This is a genomic window from Archangium minus, from assembly GCF_044360475.1.
Lineage (GTDB): Bacteria > Myxococcota > Myxococcia > Myxococcales > Myxococcaceae > Archangium > Archangium minus.
This window is the reverse complement of record NZ_CP043494.1, coordinates 5892101-5912196: the sequence shown is the minus strand read 5'-3', so window position 1 is coordinate 5912196 and position 20096 is coordinate 5892101. Positions and strand designations below refer to the sequence as shown.

Annotated in this window: 10 protein-coding genes; 4 read left to right on the top strand and 6 right to left on the bottom strand. The window is 68.6% G+C overall.

Going from position 1 to position 20096, the window contains the following annotated elements; all coding sequences use genetic code 11:
- The first annotated feature begins 65 nt into the window (after positions 1 to 65).
- Positions 66 to 605, top strand: coding sequence for a MarR family winged helix-turn-helix transcriptional regulator (locus F0U60_RS24230; protein WP_395823751.1), 540 nt, complete (start codon positions 66 to 68; stop codon positions 603 to 605).
- A 20-nt stretch (positions 606 to 625) separates the two neighbouring features.
- On the opposite strand, the gene F0U60_RS24225 is transcribed toward F0U60_RS24230, so the two are convergent.
- A complete protein-coding gene (locus F0U60_RS24225) occupies positions 626 to 1981 on the bottom strand; it encodes an SWIM zinc finger domain-containing protein (RefSeq protein ID WP_395823749.1) in 1356 nt (451 codons plus the stop codon).
- A 45-nt stretch (positions 1982 to 2026) separates the two neighbouring features.
- Complete coding sequence (locus F0U60_RS24220) at positions 2027 to 3376, bottom strand: hypothetical protein (protein WP_395823747.1); 1350 nt, start codon at positions 3374 to 3376, stop codon at positions 2027 to 2029.
- Positions 3377 to 3436: 60 nt separating this feature from the next.
- Here F0U60_RS24220 and F0U60_RS24215 point away from each other — a divergent pair, with 60 nt between their 5' ends.
- The gene (locus F0U60_RS24215; RefSeq protein ID WP_395823745.1) at positions 3437 to 4258 is read left to right on the top strand and encodes a hypothetical protein; all 822 of its coding nucleotides are present in this window, start codon (positions 3437 to 3439) and stop codon (positions 4256 to 4258) included.
- A 1-nt stretch (position 4259) separates the two neighbouring features.
- Positions 4260 to 5174 (top strand): type VI immunity family protein, encoded by a 915-nt coding sequence (locus F0U60_RS24210; protein WP_395823743.1) that lies wholly within the window; start codon positions 4260 to 4262, stop codon positions 5172 to 5174.
- A 42-nt stretch (positions 5175 to 5216) separates the two neighbouring features.
- Here the strand turns inward: F0U60_RS24210 and F0U60_RS24205 are convergent, their stop codons facing one another.
- Positions 5217 to 6641: a glycoside hydrolase family 6 protein gene (locus tag F0U60_RS24205; RefSeq protein WP_395825415.1), complete on the bottom strand. Its 1425-nt coding sequence runs from the start codon at positions 6639 to 6641 to the stop codon at positions 5217 to 5219.
- 153 nt (positions 6642 to 6794) lie between these two features.
- A complete protein-coding gene (locus F0U60_RS24200; RefSeq protein WP_395823741.1) occupies positions 6795 to 16610 on the bottom strand; it encodes an amino acid adenylation domain-containing protein in 9816 nt (3271 codons plus the stop codon).
- Between the two features lie 184 nt (positions 16611 to 16794).
- On the opposite strand from F0U60_RS24200, the gene F0U60_RS24195 reads away from it, so the two are divergent.
- Entirely contained in the window at positions 16795 to 17559 is a 765-nt protein-coding gene (locus tag F0U60_RS24195) for a thioesterase II family protein (protein WP_395823739.1), read from the top strand.
- Here the strand turns inward: F0U60_RS24195 and F0U60_RS24190 are convergent.
- Together F0U60_RS24190 and F0U60_RS24185 are read right to left on the bottom strand one after the other, a co-directional pair.
- A complete protein-coding gene (locus F0U60_RS24190; protein ID WP_395823737.1) occupies positions 17556 to 18344 on the bottom strand; it encodes a 4'-phosphopantetheinyl transferase family protein in 789 nt (262 codons plus the stop codon). The two genes, F0U60_RS24195 and F0U60_RS24190, sit on opposite strands and share 4 nt — an antisense overlap.
- The gene (locus tag F0U60_RS24185; protein ID WP_395823735.1) at positions 18298 to 19740 is read right to left on the bottom strand and encodes an MBL fold metallo-hydrolase; all 1443 of its coding nucleotides are present in this window, start codon (positions 19738 to 19740) and stop codon (positions 18298 to 18300) included. Before F0U60_RS24185 ends, F0U60_RS24190 begins: the two co-directional genes overlap by 47 nt.
- Between the last annotated feature and the right edge of the window lie 356 nt (positions 19741 to 20096).

Here is a 20096-nt window from a genome sequence, read left to right as displayed (position 1 = left end):
CTCCGAGGGATATGAGCGCGGCATAAGCATTGCTTGTTTCCGCGACCATGCAGGAAACGGCAGCCATGACGGTGATTGACGAGACCGGTGATTCCTCTCACGCGGACGACAGCCAGGCTTCCCCCTTGGGCGAAGTCCTGGAGTTCATGCGCCTGCTGTGGGCCGTGGACCATCAACTGAGATCCACCTCGAAGCACATGGAGAGCACGCTGGGGCTGACAGGCCCACAGCGGCTGGTGGTGCGACTGGTAGGCCAATACCCCGGCATCACCTCGGGCCGGCTCTCGCAGATCCTCCATGTGCACCCGAGCACGCTCACCGGCGTCTTGAAGCGTCTGGAGAAGCGTGGCTACCTCGAGCGCAAGTCGGATCCGCGCGACGCGCGCAAAGCGCTGTTCTTCCTCACCCAGCCGGGCCGAGGGCTGAACGTCCCCGCCTCCGGTACGGTGGAGGCCGCCGTGCAGCGGGCGATCTCCCGCGTGCCAAGGGCGCAGCTGACGGGTGCCCAGGACGTGCTCACCGCGCTCGCCGAGGAGCTGGGCGTCGGCGAAGAGAAGCCCTCCCACGAAGCCGCCAGCCCTGCCCTGTCGCTCCAAGCCGGCTGAGCACGCGCCTCGAGGGCCCCTCACCGCGGGCTGCCTCCCATCTGATGGAGGCGGCCCTCCACGCGAACGCTCAGGGGCCGGAACTCCTCTCCATCCCACTCGCCAAACACATCGAGTGGGTGGCCTCCAGACAGCGCGAGCAACCGCCACCGGTCACACGGGCCGATGCGAACCGCCGCGCCCGTGGCGTCCCGGAGCCACCAGCGCCGCCCCCCCTCCAGGACAGGCACCACCTGCCCGAGCATCGCCGCCATGCGCTCGCGGAAGGGTTGGCGGGACAGCTCCTCGGCGAAGCGCTGGCTGAGCCCCTCGAGTGAGAGCCCGGGCACGGTCCCCGTCCACGGGTGCACCTCGCCCTTGCGCTCGCGGATCATCGCCCGCTGGGGCGCCGCACTCGGCCAGAACGCCAGCTCGGCAGCGAAGGCCGTACCGGGAAGGAAGCTCTCGGCGAAGCGGGCTCCTGGGCCAGCCGCGAACTGGAGGACGAGCGCCGTCCGGCCCGAGGTGGCGCCGAGCAGGTATGTCCGCTGCGCGCGAACGCGCTCCGTGTCCTCGAGCTCCTGGCCGATGACGACCCAGGTGTCCTCGAGGTGCTCGCCCTGGGCGATGACCTCCTCCTCACGCAGGGGGATGCCCACGAGGGAGCGGAGGTCCGCGGCGAGAGGCGGCGGGAGCTGGTCCAGCTTCCGCCAGGCCTCGGCGATGAGCGCGAGACGTCCGAGCCGCTCCAGCAATCGCCGGGGCCAATCGGGGCCACTGCCCGGGAGCGCCGCGAGCTGCTGCACCTGACTCGCGAGTCCCGGAGCCTGTGCGTCCACCAACCGAGCCGCCTGGGTGTTCCACATGGCGGTCTCCGCCTCCAGCCCGGCGAAGCCATTGCGCACGAGGTCCTCCATCCAGAGGGTCAGCGCCTCGAGTCCTTTCTGGATGCGGCCGTGGCGCTCGGCGGAACGCTTTGCCTTGGCCTCGGTGTCGACGGTAGCCGCACCTTCCTCTCCGGCGGCCTCGCGCTTCGCCTTGCGCTCGGCATTGGCGGAACGCTTGGAGATCCACTCCTCCACCCAGGCAGGAGGCGTCCCCGAGGGGAGTCGCTCGGACGCGGTGAGCAGCAGGAGCCCCACAGCGTGCTTACAGGGGAACTTGCGGCTGGGACAGGTGCACTTCGTGGCGAGGTCGGAGAGATCGATGCGCACCTGGTACAGGGCGCTGCCCTTGCACTCGCCCCAGGCCGCCCGCCCATCTCGGCCGAGCCCCTGCCAGGAGCGCTCCGTTGCCAGCTTCTGGCCGGCGGCCGCCACGGAGGAATCCGGCGCGAGGGCGAGGGCCTGCTCTGAGGTCAGGGGTGAGGCGGACATGGTGTCGAGGCGCGGGAGCATAGCCGCTCAGGGCCGCTCGTGCCCCAGAGGATTCAGGGCGGTGATTCAGGGCAGCTCGCCCGTGCCGGCGAAGGCCTTCATCCACGCCCGCTCGTCCCGAATCCTGGACTCACAGGACTCCTCCTGCAACGAGAGCAGGGGCCAGCGATAGAACCCGGCCTGCTTCAAGCCGTCCTCCCACCGGCCCAGCTCCACCCAGGCGGCGATACACCGCTCTCGGGTTGGGACGTGCTGCGTCAGCTCGGAGCCGAACACCTGAAGCCGGAGCCCCATATCCATCTCCACAGCCGAGCGCTGCTCGTACAGGCGCGCGCCCACTTCCCACAGCAGCCGCCCCATCCACCGCTGCTCGTCCTCGGACAGGTGCGCCTTGCTGGCCCTGGCCCGCTGGATGAGCCACGAGCCCAGGGACGCCGCCTGAGCCGATGAAGCCAGCAGAAAGGCATGATGTGCAGGCGTGGGCATCAGCCCATCGAAGAGCGCGCGCATCTCCAGAAAGAACGGCTCGCTCGCGGGCTGCTTCCAATCGGGGAGCGCGACGAGCGTCTCGAGTTCCTCCAGGTCACGTCGCTCGAAGGGAGCCGTGAGAGGCTTGCCAGCGAGAAAGGAAACCAGGGCGAGCTGGAGGGTTCGCGGGGAAGAACCCGCGAGCTGCCCGAGTCGTGCCTCCACCTCGGACAAAAGGAACTGGCGCACGGGCGCTTGCTCTTCGAGTGCAATGAGTTGTTCGCGCAGCGCCATGAGGAGAGGAACGGATGAGCTGGCACGCACCTGCTCGAGCATCCACTCTTGGCGAGGCTCGGCCCATACCAGATGCAACACCGCCAACGAGAAACGACGTATCTCATCGGCGGACCCCCAGACGGCTCCGATATCGGCGAGTAGGTAATTCAACGCCAGGGGCGCGGGAAGCAGGAGGCTCTTGCGGAAGTCGGGCCGTCCGAGCGCCTGCCAGGCCTCGAAGAAGGCATGGCGCCAATCGGGCGCGCTGGGCCGGCGCTCGGCGAGCTCCAGCAGCAAACGTGCCTCAGGCGTGTTGCGCACCTCCGGGAACGCGAGAGCACGTCGTGCCGAGTCCCACCGGCCTTCCTGCATGGACAGACACGCGCGCAGCAACCGGGCCCGCGGGTTGGGCGTGGGAGAGCTGAACCGCAGCTCCACCTTGAAACTCGCGTCCGGGTGGCCGGCGAAGCAGAACCAGGCAGCCTCCTGGTCTCGCTCACTCCAGGTGTCCCCGCCCGTTCCCACCACCTCGCGACCACCGAGCCACTCGGAAGCAGCCCACCCGCCGCCCGCGACGACAGGGGCCAGACCCAAGGCCCAGCGCAACACCCTGCGACGCGGCCACCTCGAAGGCCGCTCGCCACCCGTCCCCTGCTCAGTCGATATGCTCATGGTGCCTCGACCCCCCACGCTATCGTGAGTCCCATGCTTCATACCGCGAAGAGTGGGCCCATGCGGCTCCTGATGCTCCTGGCCGTACTCCAAGCAGGGTGCCTGCTGGAGTCAGAGCCCTCCATCGAGGTCGCGGGGAAATGTGGCCCACGAGACCTGTCGCCCGAGTGCTGCCTCAAGGAGTTCCCCGGACAGTGGGAGCGCTGCACAGGCGTGTCGGCATACTCGATGGGCACCAGGGTGATTGCCGCCGGTGTGGCTGTAACCGTGGCGTTGAACCCCGTGATCGACTCAGCCGAGCGCCGAGGCGTGGCGTTGGCCGCGGACCTGCTCGCGAAGGTCGAGAAGGCCATCGTGCAGTGCGTCCGCAAGGCGGACCAAGAGGTCAACGACTACCACTTCAATGGCAGGAGCCCGAGCCGGGAAATCTGCCAGCAGGTCAAGGTCGGGGAGCAGACAACGTGGGCCGCATACTTGGGGCTCTTCAAGCACGAGCAGGCCAGGCCGTGCCTGGAGGAAGCGCTGAGCAAGCTGATACCGGACCGCTACCGACTCCATCCGCGATTCCGATTCGACGAACGGAGCGGCAAGTGGGAGTTCCTGGATGAGAACAAGGTGAAGCAGATTGTTTCGGAGCAAGGCTGGAAGGGTCTCACGGGCACCATCGAGCCAGACATCGTCCTCCTGGACGAGAAGGGATTCATCGTCCACGTGTACGATCTCAAGTTCCCGTGTCCAGGGACCAACCCCGCCATCTGGAACAGGTATATGAAAGGGCCCTGGCTTGGTAGCACACAGGGCGATGTCTATAAGCAAGTCCTCCACACCGATCCCAACCTTGTTTCCCCAAGACACGGGGTAGAACGGTGGAGCCCGGAGTAGAATGGAAATGCCCACCCTGCAATATCCGAGATTGAGATACCAGAACCGGCGCGGCGGTTTGGCCGCAAGCGATGCCTTGCTCATTTGTTTCTACATGCAGTACGCCAACGACCAGATTGCACCCGCCGTTATTCGTGCCCTGGAGCTCTTTCGCGAGCGAATACGCCCTTACCAACTGGCATGGTACGCAGGAGATGGGCAAGCCGAACCGCTCGATGGCTCCGCATGGGATGAAATCCGCAAGAAGACGTTGGAGCCGGAACCCGACGAGGGCGCATTCCAACAATTGTGGGATGACCCCATCCGGGTGGATGGACTCCACGTGGACTACAGGGGGCTACCCGTTGTCCCCCTCCCCTGGCCAAACCGGAAGGATGACGTGAGTGTGCTGTACCTGCGCCTGCCCACGGAATACCTGGAGGAGCAAGGCCCGGACCGGGTGCGCGAACTGGCTCTCGAGCTGGCGCAAGAACTCCCCTTCAACTCGGGGTTCGTGGACTTCGCCCTCTGCTCGAACACCGGGGATTTTGGAGAAGCCATCGACCTCGTCCGCCCGCGTTATCCGGGGGTGGAACTCGCCCCGAGCAGTGCCAACCTCCGCATGAACACCTGGGTGGACGGGGTGCACTGGATGAACTTCCTCGGGCAGCCAGTGCTCGGCCAGCTCGGCGGCGTGGACGGCTTGCGCGAGCGGCTGACGCTCCCGGGCGTTTCCATCCAGGAGATGAGTGGAGAGCGGGTCCTCATCACACTCGGCGATCGGCCAGAGACTGGCGATGTGGAGGCAGGCCAGATGCTCCCCCTCCACCGCGCGCTCGCTCGGCTTCTCGAACCCCACCTCTATCACCGGACCACCGAGCTCTCCCGTCTGAGCCCCGAGGAGTGGCTCCGCTGGGAGCGCCGCTTCCTGGACTGAACGGAACCGTTCAGCCCCGGAAGCCTCACGGGTGCCCCGCGATCACGTCCCGTCGATCAAGCGGATCGCCAGGTCAGGACTGAATTGACCCGCGGGCACACCTGGGGCGATGCCGCACGATCCATCGGAGTCACCGGGGACCTTTACCCACAGCAGCAGCTCGGCCCCTCCGCCAATCTGCGATGGCGTGCCGAGCTTGCGCCCGGCCGGGTTGCACCACTCGCCGTTGGAGCCGTTGCCATTGCGGCTGGTATCCACCACGAACGGCAAGGTGTACCCGTACCGATTGGACAGCGCGGTGTTGACCGCCGCCGCGTACGAGCTCGACTGCGCAGTGGTGTAGAAGTTCGACACGTTGAGGACGAAGCCCCGGATGTTACGTGCCCCGGCGGACTCCAGCCGCTGCGCCATCGTGTCGGCGGCGATCCATCCGGCGTTTCCTCCATCGAGGTAGGCCCACGTGTTCGGCGCGCGATCGCGGAGCTGCTCGGTGGCGTAGCGCAGCAGCCCCACCCGGGTCTGTCGCTCGGTGTCGTTCGACAGGCAGTCCAGCTGGGCCAGCGCGTCCGGCTCGATCAGGACAATGGCCGGGCGGTTGCCGATGCCCGCCGCGAAGGCGGAGATCCAGGTCCGGTAGGCCTCGGGGCTGCCCGCGCCACCGCCGGAGTGGCTGCCGCAGTCGCGACCGGGGATGTTGTAGGCCACGAGCACCGGAAGCTTGTCGGCGGCATCGGCGGCCCCGACGAAGCTGGACACCGCCGAGGTGATGTCACCGCTCCAGTTGCCGAACCAGCGTGCACCCGGCTTGCTCGCGATGGCCGACTGGATGCGCGACGCACGCGAGTCTCCCCCGTTGGCACGCACCCACGCCGCGGGGTTGGAGTTCGGATCGACGTAGAAGCCGCTGGTCATCCCGAGCGGTCCGGAGCCGCCGCTGCCGCCACTCGTGGAGAGCGAGATGTCATCGAGCCGGAGCGTGAAGGCCCCACGGCCGCCGAGCTGGAACGTCACCTGCCCCTGACCAGTGGACAGGGTCGAGGTGAACGGGAGCGAGAACCGCCGCGACGTGGCATCGAGCGCAATCTGTCGATCCAGCGTCACGGTGTACGGCGCGCTCTCCATCTGCACCGTCACGCGGACCGACACACTCGCCGTGGCCGAGGCGGTGAACGCCAGGGTGTACGCCTGACCACTCGTGAGCGAGATGGCGCTCTGGCCGATGATGGCGTCCCACGGGTTGGAGGTGCTCCCCGAGACATCCACGCGCCACTGACCATTCTCGACACGGGACGCGGTGTTGGCCCCGTTCCACCACGGTGTGGTCGTGCCTGAGCTGAAGGTGCCGTTGACGACGAGTTCGGTGGCCGCGGCCTGCACGTCCGCGGTGACGGTCCCGGTCCCAGGCGACGTTTCTGGCACCGGGCCACAGGCAAAGGCGACAGCCGACGCGAGCGTCAGCGAGCCCATGACAAAGCGACGAAGAGACAGTGAGCGAGTGATCTCCTGCGTTTTCACGAAGCCATACCTCCTGCATGCGGACGAACACCGGTGTTCGCCTGCCGGTGTATGCACGAGGTCTATCAGGATTTCATCGTCTTTCTGGTTATCCTTCAGCGAGGTTCATCCTCGCTTCTCAAGAATCGCTGCAACCTCTGCATCGAGCAGGTCGGCCAGTTCACCTTCGGAAAGCGCCTCGATTGACTCCGGCACCCCAGCAGGCACCTGGTCCAGGATGGACTCAGGAGCGGATACGGCAACGGGCATGGGAGCCTCGGACGACACCGCGGGAGGCAGCTCCTGGAGCAGGTGCGTGGCCAGGGCGATGATGTTCGGGAAGCTGAAGGCCAGCGTGCTCGGCAGCGTCCGCTCGAGCTCCGTCTGAAGCCGGTTGCGCAGCTCCAGCGCCATCAGCGAATCCAACCCCAGCGCGAACAGCCCCTGCTCGGGCTCGGGCAGCTCCCCGCCATCGAGCTTGAGCAGCTCCGCCACCACGCGCTGGAGGGACGAGACCGCCACGTCCATGCGCTCCTTCACGGGCGCCGTCTCCAGCCGCTGCCGGAGCGTGAGGCGCACCTCGGAAGAACGCGTGGCCACCGGCCGCCGCGTCAGCTCTGACAGGAGCGGGCCCGTCATCCCGAGCACCCCAGCGAAGCGCGCCCAGTCGATGGGGAGCACGCCGATCTCCGCGGGGGCACCGGCCAGCAGTCGGCCCAGCAGGGCCAGGCCTTCCGCGGGCGGGATGAGGCCGACGCCGAGCTCCTTCCACCGCTGCCGCGCGAGCGCGTCGAGGGTCGTCATCATCCCCACCTCGGCCCAGGGGCCCCAGTGGATGCTGAGCGCCGTCAGGCCCTCGGCACGCCGCTGGTGGGCGAGCGCGTCCAGGAAGGCGTTGGCCGCGGCGTAGCTGCCCTGGGCGGGAGAACCCACGAGCGAGGCCCCCGAGGAGAAGAGGACGAAGGCCTCCAGCGGCAGCTCGCGGGTGGCGGCGTGCAGATTCCACGCCCCTCGCGCCTTGGGGGCGAGCACCTTTTGGAACCGCGCCGGGTCCTGTCCCTGCAACACGCCGTCGTCGAGCACGCCCGCCGCATGGAACACGCCCCGGAGCGGAGGCCACTCCTGACGCACATGCTCCAGCATCCGGGAGACGTCGTCCGCACGAGACACATCAGCACGGACCACCTCCACCCGTGCACCCCGAGCCCGCAGTGACTCGAGGGCGCGGGAGGCCGTCTCACCGGCACCACTGCGTCCCACCAGTACGAGGTTTCGCGCGCCGCGCTCCACCAACCACCGAACTACGCACGACCCAAGGGCACCGAGACCTCCGGTGACGAGGTACGTCGCATCCGCCCGAGGACTCCACGACGCCCCGGAGCGCAGCTCGCCGCGCACCACGCGAGGCACTCGGCGCTCCGCACCTCGCAGCGCCACCTGGTCCTCACCGCCTGGGGCAAGAATCACACGCAGGAGAGACTCCGCCTCGCCTGAAGGCGTGGAGGCCTCCAGGTCCACGAGGCCACCCCACAGCGAGGGCTGCTCCAAGGCGATGGTCCGACCCAGACCGATCAGCGGCGCCTGCCAGGCAGCGACGCGTGCGCCCTGCTCTGCCGCGAAGGCGCCGCGCGTCACCAGCCACAGCCGTGCCTCCACCCCGCCCCCTGCAAGCGCCTGTACGAGCCGCAGCGAGCCACCGCACGTGAGTGCCTCGGCCTGCTCGGGCTCGTGCGCATCCAGGCCCCACAGGTACACCACGCGACGAAGACGCGGGCCTCCAGACGGGAAGGCTCCGGCCACGATCCGCTGGAGATCCTCGGCCCGGAGCGGATCCGCGGTCCAGGAACCCGGTCCCACCTGCTCACAACGCGAGCCCCGGCGGACTCGCACCACGGCCTCGCCTCGCGCGGACAGCAGCGAAGCCAATCGCTCGGCGACACCGCCTTCGTCCGCCAACAGCAGCCAGCCCACTCCCCGCTCGGCGACGGGCACGGACGGCACGAGCTCCTGACGTCGCCACGCCACCTCGCACAGCCAATCGGTGCGAAGCGCGGGCGACTCCTCGCGAACCTCGGCCGCTCCGAGGCGGCGCAAGCGCAGGCCGGACACCTCGGCCACCACCGTCTCCCTCTCGTCGAGGAGCTGCAAGTCTCCGCAGGGCATCTGCTCATCGTCGCGAGCCACCGCGCGAATCCAACGCACGGTCGCACTCCGGTCGAGGAGGGCGATGCGCTCGGCACCCGTGAGGGCCAGTGCCTCATCCGCCATCCCCACGTGAGCAGGCAACGCCGCCGCGAGCACCTGGAGAGAAGCCTCCAGCCAGGACGCAGCATCCGCGCCCGTCAGCGACCTACCGGGCAGCTCGCCCAGGGCCTCCCCCGCCCCAGACCAGACGGAGCCGTGCTCCCGCGAGCAGCGTGCCCGAATCCCGGCGACGGACACTCGAGCCTCCCCAGCACCCGCTCGCCCGGCACGCACCCGACCCGCGGCATGCAACGTCCATGGCGCCTCCGGTGAATCATCCCCACTGCTGGAGATGCGGAAGGACACCTGTCCCGATCCCTCCTTCGTCAGCACGGACTGCACGGTGCGGGGCCCACGCTCCAGAGTCAGCGGCTCGTGGAGCTCCAGGTCCTCCACCACCGAGGCAGCACGTCCGAGCACGGACTCAGCGGCCTCCAAGGCCGCCACCGCGAAGGCCACCGCGGGCACCGGCTCCGAACCCGCCTCCAGCCGCGCCTCGAAGAGGGGCACCGCGGAGCGAAGCCGCTTACCCGGAAGCACGGAGGGCACCGACGGTTCCACCCGAGCCCGCTCGGTCCGCGTCTCCAGTTCGGCCGGCTCCACCCAGTAGCGGCGCCGCTGGAAGGCGTAGGTGGGCAGCTTCACGCGGCGGCGCGAGTAGCCTCGATCGAAGCCCGCCCAGTCCACCTCCACGCCGCGCGTGTAGAGCGAGGCCAGCGTCTCGAGCATTGCCTGCCAGTCGTCCCGACCCTTGCGCAGCGAGGGCAGCCACGCCGCTTGGAGCTCCGGAAGACCCCGCTGCCCCAACCCCACCAGCGTCGGCTGAGGGCCGATCTCCACGAACACCGTCACACCGCTCTCGCGCAGGGCGCGCAGCCCGTCGAGGAAGCGCACCGGCTCGCGCGCATGACGGCGCAGGTACTCGGCGGACAGGCTCGTCACTGGACGGCCCGTGAGGTTGGAGATGAGCTCAATCCGCGGGGCGCGGAAGGACACCCCCGTGGCCGCTCGCTCCAAGCCGCCGAGCATCGGCTCCAACAGCGGCGAGTGGAACGCGTGCGACACCTGCAGCGAGCGGCACTCGACCCCCTCAGCCCGCAGCCGCTCCACCACGGCCCGCACCGCTGCGCGCGCGCCGGAGATGACCACCTCGGTGGGTCCGTTGATGGCGGCGATGGACACCTGCCGCGCGTGGGGCCGCAGCGCCTCGACCACCCTCGCCTCCTCGGCGAAGACGGCCGCCATCTCCCCGTCTCGAGGCAGGGACTGCATCAACCGTGCGCGCTCGGCGATCAGCTTCAGCCCTTCTTCCAGGCTGAACACCCCGGCCACGCACGCCGCCACGTACTCGCCCACGCTGTGACCCAGCACCGCGTGCGGCTCCACGCCCCACGAGCGCCACAGCTCCGCCAGCGCATACTCCAGCGCGAACAGCGCCGGCTGCGTGTAACCCGTCTCGTCGAGCAACGAGCTCGGCTCCCCCTCTGGAGGGAAGAGCACAGACAGCAGCGGGCGCTCGAGGTGGGGACGCAGCAACGCGTCGCACCTGTCCAGCGTCTGGCGGAACACCGGCTGCGACGCGTACAGCTCGCGCCCCATGCCCACGTACTGGCTACCCTGGCCGGTGAAGAGGAAGGCCACCTTGGGAGGACCCTCCTCGCGCACCCGGCCAGAGAGCACACCCGCCTCGGTCCGCCCCGCGTGGAAGGCCTCGAGCCGCTCACGGAGCTGCGCATGCGAGCCGGCCACGAGCGCCACGCGCTGGCCCAGGTGCGTGCGTCCGGCGCCCGCGGTGAAGCACATGTCCGGCAGAGAAGCAGGCTCCTTCGCGAGGTACTCCGCGTACCGCTCCACCAGCATCCCGAGCGCCTTCTCATCTCGGGCCGACAAGGGCAGCACATGCAGCGGGCGCTCAGGCCGCTCGGAAGAGCGAGACGTGACGGCGGGAGCCTCCTCCAGCACCGCGTGCGCGTTGGTTCCGCCGAAGCCAAACGCACTCACTCCGGCGCGGCGAGGCCCTCCGTTCGAGGGCCACTCGGAGAGAGCGGTGTTGACGTAGAAGGGTCCGCGCTCGAAGTCGATCTCCGGGTTGGGCGTCTGGAAGTGGAGGCTCGGGGGGAGCTGCCGGTGCTCCAGTGCGAGCACAGCCTTGATGAGCGAGGCGATGCCCGCAGCGGCATCCAGGTGGCCGATGTTCGTCTTCACCGAGCCGAGCGCACAGGAGCGCTCGCGCACGTGAGGCCCGAAGGCCTGCCGGAGCGCGGCGATCTCGATGGGATCTCCCAGGGGCGTGGCGGTGCCGTGGGCCTCGATGTAACCGATCGTCTCGGGACCCACCCCAGCGGCTGCGAGCGCGCGGGAGACAACCTCGGCCTGGCTGTCCACGCTGGGGGCGGTGAAGCCCACCTTGGCGGAGCCATCGTTGTTGATGGCGGTGCCGCGAATGACGGCGTGAATCCTGTCCCCATCGGCCAGCGCATCGGTGAGCCGCTTGAGGACGACAAGGCCCATGCCATTGCCGAAGAGGGTGCCCTGCCCTTGCGCATCGAAGGCGCGGCAGTGCCCGTCGGGCGAGGCAATGCCGCCCTCCTGGTGGAAGTAGCCAGGCACGCGAGCCACCTTCACCGAGACACCACCGGCCAGGGCCATGCCGCACTCACCGGAGCGCAGCGACTGGCAAGCCAGGTGGACAGCCACGAGCGAGGTGGAGCAGGCCGTCTGCAACGTGAGGCTGGGGCCTCGGAGGTTCAGCTTGTAGGAGACACGCGTGGCGAGGAAGTCGGCCGAGCCAGCCACGAAGCGAGGCAACACCTCGGAGCTGAGGTTGCCCAGCAGATGAGCGAAGGGCAGATAGCCGTTGGGCGCGAGGCCCGCGAACACCCCCACGGAAGCGCCCTGGCGCGTCCTCGGGCTGTAACCCGCGGCCTCCAGGGCCTCCCACGCGCACTCCAGGAAGAGGCGGTGCTGCGGATCCATCAGCTCTGCCTCGCGAGGCGAGTAGCCGAAGAGCCCGGCATCGAACTGCTCCACGCCCTCCATGGACGAGGCCGCGCGGATGAAGGACGGATCGCGCGCCAGCGCCGGATCCGCCCCGAGCGCCACCATCTCCTCGGGCGAGTAGAAGCGGATGGACTCTACGCCCTCGCGAAGGTTGCGCCAGAACTCGTCCACGTCCCGAGCGCCGGGGAAGCGGCCCGCCATGCCGACGATGGCGATGGGCTCCGGCGCTCCGTCCGAGCGCCGTGGCACGGGCACGCTTACGGGCTGACGCGCCTCCTTACCCTCCCCGACGCTGGACAGGTGACGCGCGAGGGCGCTGATGGAGGGGTGCTGGAAGAGCTCGGTGACGGGCAGCTCCTTGCCGAGCACCTCGCGCAGCCGCACGCGCACTTGAGCAAGCAGCAGCGAGTGCCCACCGAGCTCGAAGAAGTTGTCGTGCAGGCCCACCTGCTCCAGGTGGAGCACCTCGCGCCAGATGGCGCCAATGGCCTTCTCCACGTCCGAGCGAGGCGCATCGACAGCGGCCTGGCGACCCGAACGAAGCCCTTCCGGCTCCGGCAGCGCCTTGCGATCCACCTTGCCGTTGGGCGTGAGAGGCAGCGCCTCGAGCACGGTGAGGGCCGACGGCACCATGTACTCAGGGAGCCGCTCCTTGAGGAAGGCGCGGAGCTCGGGCCCAAGCAATCGGGTGCGCCGGGTCAGCAGCGGCTGATTGGCGAACACCCCACCCTCTGGGAATGCGCCGACCCCGGGAGGCACACGCTCCGGCTCGGTGGCACCGCGCCAGAAGACGACATCGTAGCGACCATCCGAACCATGGCGGCTCCAGCCTGGCGCGACCGAGTAGCCCAGCGACTCACCGAGCCGCCACAGCGCCTCTGGATCCACGCCCACAGGCTTTTGGGCCTCGAGCTCTGCCCGCCACTCGCCCACCGTGCCGGCACCACTGGCCGCCATCCACTGGATCGTTCGCACCTCCTGCTCCAGCCGGCCGTTGCGCACGCCACGCAGCCCCCACGCCTCCGGGGCCTCGCGCTCCAAGTGCTGACGAATGGCCTCTGGCGTCCACGCCTCCTCCCAGTCCGTCCACGAGGCCTGCGCCGCCGGGGGCACCTCGCCCACGCGAAGGACGGCCTGGTAGCGGAAGCGGCTCATCTCATTGAGAAGGCGCCCATGCCGGGGGGTGATGTCCACGCGACCGATGCTCGGCAGCTCCCGGCGCAGCGCCAGGAAGAAACCGGGCGCGAGGACCAGCTCCTCCTCCTGGGCCACCGCCTTGCGCACCCGCTGGAGCAACTCGGCCCGGGAGAGCGTGGGCGCGGCCTGGTGGAGCTGCACCGAGGTGTGGAAGGCCTCCAACAGCGGCAGGCTCCGCACGTCCCCCACGAAGACGGCGCCGCCCGGACGCACCGCGGAGACCGCGCCCGCGAGCACAGTGCGCAGGTACTCGGCGCTGGGGAAGTACTGGACGACCGAGTTGATGATGACGAGATCGAACGAGCCCGGCTCGATGCCCGAGAAGTCCTCAGCGGCTCGCTGCAGCAGCGTCACCTGGGACAGCCCGCGCGCCTCCACTCCGCGCCGCACATTCTCCACCGCCGCCGCAGAGATGTCCGCGGCCACGTACCGCTCGCACGAGGGCGCCACGCGGAAGAGCACCATTCCACTGCCAAAGCCGAGCTCCAGCACCCGCTTCGGCTTCAGCGCGAGGATGTCCGCGGCGGTGGTCTCCACCCACTCGCGCATCTCCTCGGCGGGAATGGGCTGGCCGGTGTAGCTGCTGCTCCACCCGGAGATGTCGAAGTCCGGCTCGCGCGAGCCCTGCCCCGTCCCAGCACCCTCGCGGTAGATCTCGCTCCAGACGGTGCGCCACTGGTCAACCTGCTCGGTGCGCAGCCGCTGTGACTCCTCGACGGCGGCTTCCGGCTGCATGGCCACATAAGCGAGCAGACGCTGATCACCCGGGGACAGCTCGCGCGCCACCGCGACGGCATCGCGCACGGCCGGATGCTGGCGCAGCACGGACTCAATCTCCCCGAGCTCGATGCGGAAGCCACGCACCTTCACCTGATGGTCGATCCGTCCGAGGAACTCCATCCGCCCATCCACGCGCCAGCGCACCCGATCGCCCGTGCGGTACATGCGGGCGTGAGGCACCTCGTGGAAGGGATCGGGCACGAAACGCTCGGCGGTCAGCTCGGGCCGGTGGAGATAGCCCAGGGCCACACCGTCGCCGCTGATGTACAGCTCGCCGGGTACGCCCACGGGGACGGGCTGCTGGTGAGGATCCAGCACATACACCCGGGTGTTGGCGATAGGCCGTCCGATAGAGACAGACCCCTGCCCCTCTTCTACCCGGTGCACCATGGACCAGATGGTGGTCTCGGTAGGCCCGTAGAGATTCCACAGCCCGGCGCCACATGACACGAGCGCGTTGGCCAGCTCGCGAGGAAGCGCCTCACCCCCACAGAGCATCTTCAGGCGTGGGTGGCCCTTCCAGCCGGCCTCCAGCAGCAGGCGCCAGGTGGTGGGCGTGGCCTGCATCACCGTGGCACCAATGGCGGCCATGCGCGCGGCCAGTCGGGTCCCATCCGTGGCCACCTCGCGCCGGGCGATGTCCACGCGAGCGCCGACGGTGAGTGGCAGCAACAGCTCCAGCCCCGCGATGTCGAAGGACAGCGTGGTGACGGCGAGCAGCACATCTCCGGGCTCCAGGCCCGGCTCCTGGCGCATGGCGTGGAGGAAGTGGGCCAGCGCGCGGTGCTGAATCTGGACGCCCTTAGGCCGCCCAGTGGAGCCCGAGGTGAAGAGGACGTACGCCACATCGTCCGGCCCGGGACTTCCCTCGGGAGCCGACTCCGGCAGCCGCCCCACGAGCTCGAGCTCCGAGTCGAGCCGCACCACCGTCATCCCCTCGACCACGCTCCCAAGCCGCTCCAGCAGCGCGGGCCCGGAGAGGAGCACGCGCAGTCGAGCGTCCTCCACCATGAAGGCGAGCCGCTCCACGGGGAAGGAAGGATCCAAGGGGACGTACGAGCCCCCGGCCTTCAGGATGGCCAGCAAGCCCTGGAGCATCTGGAGCGAGCGCTCGCCGGACAGGCCCACACGGGTGCCCAGCCCCACGCCCAGGGAGCGCAGGTGATGTGCGAGCTGGTTGGCCCTCGAGTCCAGCTCCGAGTAGGTCCACGACACGTCCTCGAAGGAGACGGCCAGGGCGTCGGGAGTGCGACGCACCTGGGCCTCGAAGCGACGCAGGAAGGTGGGCTCGGGCACGGGCTGACGGGTGTCGTTCCACGCCAGGAGGAGCTGAGTGCGCTCCTCCTCCGTCAGCACTGGCAGCGAGGAGATGCGCCGCGAGGGATCCGCGACCACGGCCTCCAGCAACACGCGCAGATGCCCCGTCATCCGCCAGGCGGTGGCGTCATCGAAGAGGTCGGTGTTGTAGAGGAGGTAGCCGAAAATCCGATCTCCCTCCTCGCTCATCATCAGGTCCAGCTCGAAGCGGGTGACGCCCTGCCGGAAGGGCAGCGACTCCATCACCCGCCCATCGCCCCACTCGATGGTTCCGCCGGGAAGGCCCTGGGTGAAGCGCAGGGCCTGGGGGTAGCGCTGCGAGGCGAGCACCACGAAGGCCACCTGGAAGACAGCGGGCCGGCTCGGAGTGCGCGCGGCCTGCAGGCGCTCGACGATGACGTCGAAGGGGTACTCCTGGTGGGGAACGGCGGAGGCGGCGTTGTCACGCGCCTGCGCGATGACCTCGGAGAAGCGCGGATCCCCCTCCAGCCTGGCCCGGCGCACGATTGGGTTGACGCAATAGCCCAGGGTCTGGGCGAACCCGGTACGGCGGCCGCGGCAGGACGCGGGCGTGCCCACGAGGAGCTCCTCCTGCCCCGAGTAGCGGTGCAGGAGCACCTGCCAGGCACTCAGCAGCGTGTTGTACAGCGTGGCGCCGTTCGCTCGAGCCAGCTCTTTGATTCCACGGGACAGCTCCGGAGACAGCTCGAACAAGAGGATGTCGCCGCGGGGCGACTGGACCGGTGGGTAGGGACGATCCACCGGCAGCTCGAGCGTGGGCAGCTCACCGCCGAGCGCCTCCTTCCAGTAGGCCCAATGACGCTCTGCCTCCTCACCGCTGGCGCGCTCCTCCTGCCAGTGGACGAAGTCGGCGTAGGGACGAACAGTCCATGGGGCGGGAGGCGCCTCACCGCGCGTCTCCGCGGCGTACAACCCGCCCAGCTCGTGCATCAACTCCACCAGCGACGGGAAGTCGATGACGATGTGGTGCACCACGAGCAGGAACAGGGACTCATCCCCGCGCCGCAGCAGGTGGATGCGTAGCAGGGGCCCCCGTGCCAGATCGAACGGACGCTGGTAGCGCTCCACCAGCCAGGACTCCAGCGCCGCCTCGCTCCAGCCAGACGCATCCAGCTCCTCGAAGGGGATGACGACGCCGGAGCGCACCTCCTGCACGGGGCCTTCGGAGCGCTCCACGAAGACGGTGCGCAGAATGGGATGCCGGTCCATCAGCGACTGGCAGGCCCGCCGCAGCGCCACTGCGTCCAACAACGGGCGGGTGCGCCCAGAGAACGCAAGGTTGTAGGCGGCGCTCCCGGGTGCGCTCTGGTGCAGGAACCACAAGGCCCGCTGACCATGGGACAACGGAAGGGACACGGGTTCCTGGGGCTCGGAGGCGGTCATCTGGAGGGGCACTCCACCCCTTGAGAAAAAAATGTGGGGGGAGTCCCCCAATGTTGTCATGTAGGGAACAAGGGCGGCAACGCTCGGCGGCGAGGTACCCGGGGGCTCGTATTAAAGTCCCGCGACCACGCCTGGATGCTCGTCTCCCGTTCCTGCTTTGACGCTCCGTGCTAGATGCACGGACATGCGTCCAGTGAACCCATCGACGAATCCCTGGTTCCCTACCCGGCAGCCCCATCCCAACGCACGCCTGCGGGTGTTCTGCTTCCCATACGCGGGCGGGGGCGCCTCCATCTACAACGGCTGGAGCGCGGCGCTCCCGGCGGGCGTCGAGCTGGTCGCCATCCAGCTCCCAGGCCGTGAGCGGCGCATCATGGAGCCCCCCTTCCGGCAGATTCCCCCGCTCTTGGACGCGCTGGAGCCGGTGCTGGCCCCGCTGCTGGACAAGCCCTTCATCTTCTTCGGCTACAGCATGGGCACGCGGATCGCCCAGGCGCTCGCGCAGCGCTGGCAGGTCCGCGGCGCGCCGATGCCACTTGGGATGGTGATGGCCGCCGCGGGGGCGCCCCACCGCTCCCGCGAGTCCCGCGACTCGCTCGATGACGCGGCCTTCGTCGAGCTGCTCCGCAAGTACGAGGGTACGCCCGCCGAGGTCTTCGCCCACAAGGAGCTGCTGGAGATGATCCTGCCGTCCTTGCGCGCCGACTTCTCCATCGCGGATGCCCCGCTCCCCGCCGTGCCGGTGCGCTGCCCGATCTCAGCCTTCGGGGCGCTCGAGGATCCGCACGTCCCGCTCCCCGAGCTCGAGCACTGGCGCGAGCTGACGACAGGCGAGTTCCGCTTCCGCCACTTCCCCGGCAGGCACTTCTTCATTCGCACGGCCCGCGAGCCGTTGCTGGCGGCACTGCGCGAAGAGATCGTCCGCTGGTGCCCCGAGGTCGGCCCCTAGGAGACCAAAACAAACCAGGGAGGTCCATCCCCCGCCAGCGGCACGGTCCGCTGGCACCGCACCGTCAGGGGCAGACCCCGAGCCCGGCGCACCGCCACCGCCGCCGGGTGTTCCGCCGACAGCCGTACCTGCACGAACTGCCACGTCTCCGGGTCGTCCTTCAGACGAGGATCGAAGGAGATGCGAGGCGGCTTCCCGGCCTCCAGGTGGAACGCGAACTGATCCAACGGCAGGCTCAGCCCCGCGCCTCGCGCCTTGATGTAGGACTCCTTCAGGGTCCAATAGTCGAAGAAGCGCTCGCGCTGGCGCTCGACAGGTAGAGCGTGCAGCGCCGCCACCTCTGAGGGCGCGAAGAAGGAGTCGGCCAGTTCCACCGTCTGGCCCGGACGCGCCGAGTTCTCCACGTCCGCCCCCACGTCCGTGTCGAGCACCACCGCGCACACCGCCATGCCGTCCGTGTGCGAGAGGTTGAAGCGGATGCGGGGGAGCGCCTCCCCGACGATCTCCGGACGCCCATACGCGTTGGTGGCGAAGCGCCAGGCCTGGGGCCGCACCGGCGCGTAGCGTGACAGGGTGACGCGCACCAGCGCGTGCGACACGAGGAACTGCAGCCGGTGCTTCTCGAAGCGGAAGCGCGAGTGCCTGTCCTGCTCCTCCGTGCTGAGCATCGCGTGGTAGGCCGAGAGGAGCCCGGGATCGGAGATACGCTCCGGCTCCACTACCCAGAGGTGGACCTCGTCAGGGCGCAGCGACAGGGGCGGCTCGGAAGGGGGGCTCGGCATCATGGGCGATGTCCAGCCCTTCCCCTATCGCGTCACGGGCGTACGCGCCAGCCCGACGACCGCGCGCCTGTTCACGGTCCATGGCGCGCAGATCCTCAACCTCGGCCGCGAGGAAGCCATGCAGGGTGGCGTCGTAGACGTCCGGCGAGCGAGAGGCGCGGAAGCGGAACGACAGCAGGAAGTCCTCCCAGTTCAGCTTGCGATCCAGCACGCGGGCGATGTCCACGGCACTTGCGAGGAGCATGTACCGGCTCAGGTCGCGCACCTCGCTGACGACATCCACCCGCCGCGAGCGGAAGTCCACACGGATGAGCTGCCCCGGCAGCTCGAGGAGGCCCAGGTACAAGGGCATCAGCACGTGATCCGCCAGCGAGAAGGCCTCCAGCTTGCGTTGCATCTCCAGGTGGAGCCGCAGGTGGATGCGATCCACCTCCTCGAGCAGCAGCTTGCGCCGACGCTCACGGAAGATGCGCGTCTGGAGCGTCGCGTAGGAGCGCAGGTACTGCGAGCGGTTCTCATCCGTGACGCGCTCGGACGCCAGCGAAACCAGCTCTCCCAGGCCCGGGTCGAGCACATCACCGGGCATGGGCTCGATGAGGCGCGGCGTCTTTCCGGCCAGGCGGTAGTTGAGGAAGGTGAAGAGCTCCGAGGCGCGGGGGAAGATGTTCACCGGCTCGAGGTTGAGGTGGAAGAGCGACGGATCCAAGAAGCAGGCCGGGCCGGCCGAGGCCAGGTAGACGCGGGGTTGGACCGTCTCAATGGCGCGCGCCACCGCCTCGAACTTGAGGGCGCGCCTTCGCCGTGAGTGCTCCGCGTACACCTCGCGCGGGTAGTCGTAACAGGTGGGGTGCCAGATGGCGCCCGAGAACTGGGCCGTGAAGACATCAATGGGCCCCTCCTCCGCGATGATGGCGGGCAGCCGCTCATGGACCTCACAGTCATTGAGGTTGAGGAAGCGCTGCCCGTCGGCCTGGATCAACAGCGCCGAATCCCGGTGGATCCCCGAGTCGGAGAGGTAGAGCTTCAAGGAGCCGTTCTCGAAGGGCACCTCCTGCTGGTCCTCGCAGGCAATGACACGTCGAGCCCCATAGGCCTCGAAGGCCGCCCGGAGCGCGGTGCGGCGAAATCGACCGATAACGACGGTGAAGTCCCGCTTCGTCAGCGTGCGGAGGAAGTCGGGATCGTAGTGATCCTTGTGCTCGTGGCTCACGTAGAGGAAGCGCTGCTTGGGCGAGTGCTCCAGCTTCTCTCGTACCAAGGGTGCGAGCTGGTGGTTGCGCGGGAACTGCATCCACGCCGAGTCAAACGCCCCCAGGGGTGACAACCAGGGGTCCACGACCACCAGCGCCTGTTGAGTTTCCACCAGAAAACCGGCGTGACCCAGGAACGTGAGCTGCATGAAGGGCTCCTCCATGTGCCTCCGGACGTACGGGTCGCACGCTTGGAGCAGCCGGAAGGCTGGTGTGTGGGGAGAGCTGCGGCCATGACCCTCGAGTGCGAGCCAGAGGTTCAACTTCGAGCAGAAGTCTGGCGGCCGACCTGAAAAACGTGTGGGTACGATGGAAATCTCTGCCCATTCTCCGCCAGCCCGTCTGCCCCACGAGGACATGAAGCAAGCGCCTGCTTCAGTTCGGTTTTTTCGAAGGGTTTCGTCTTGATTACCTATTTGCCGAAGATTCGCGCGCCTCTTATTTCCCAAGATGCCTGGGGTTTTGGGCGCGTGTGGTGCGCGCCCGAGCCCGTGGTGCGTGGACG

Excerpts from the sequence above, each read along its gene's own strand:
- F0U60_RS24225 (WP_395823749.1), bottom strand. The coding sequence starts at position 1,981 with ATGCTCCCGCGCCTCGACACCATGTCCGCCTCACCCCTGACCTCAGAG.
- F0U60_RS24230 (WP_395823751.1), top strand. The coding sequence starts at position 66 with ATGACGGTGATTGACGAGACCGGTGATTCCTCTCACGCGGACGACAGC.
- F0U60_RS24185 (WP_395823735.1), bottom strand. The coding sequence starts at position 19,740 with ATGCAGCTCACGTTCCTGGGTCACGCCGGTTTTCTGGTGGAAACTCAA.
- F0U60_RS24210 (WP_395823743.1), top strand. The coding sequence starts at position 4,260 with ATGGAAATGCCCACCCTGCAATATCCGAGATTGAGATACCAGAACCGG.
- F0U60_RS24220 (WP_395823747.1), bottom strand. The coding sequence starts at position 3,376 with ATGAGCATATCGACTGAGCAGGGGACGGGTGGCGAGCGGCCTTCGAGG.
- F0U60_RS24190 (WP_395823737.1), bottom strand. The coding sequence starts at position 18,344 with ATGATGCCGAGCCCCCCTTCCGAGCCGCCCCTGTCGCTGCGCCCTGAC.
- F0U60_RS24215 (WP_395823745.1), top strand. The coding sequence starts at position 3,437 with ATGCGGCTCCTGATGCTCCTGGCCGTACTCCAAGCAGGGTGCCTGCTG.
- F0U60_RS24195 (WP_395823739.1), top strand. The coding sequence starts at position 16,795 with ATGCGTCCAGTGAACCCATCGACGAATCCCTGGTTCCCTACCCGGCAG.
- F0U60_RS24200 (WP_395823741.1), bottom strand. The coding sequence starts at position 16,610 with ATGACCGCCTCCGAGCCCCAGGAACCCGTGTCCCTTCCGTTGTCCCAT.
- F0U60_RS24205 (WP_395825415.1), bottom strand. The coding sequence starts at position 6,641 with ATGGGCTCGCTGACGCTCGCGTCGGCTGTCGCCTTTGCCTGTGGCCCG.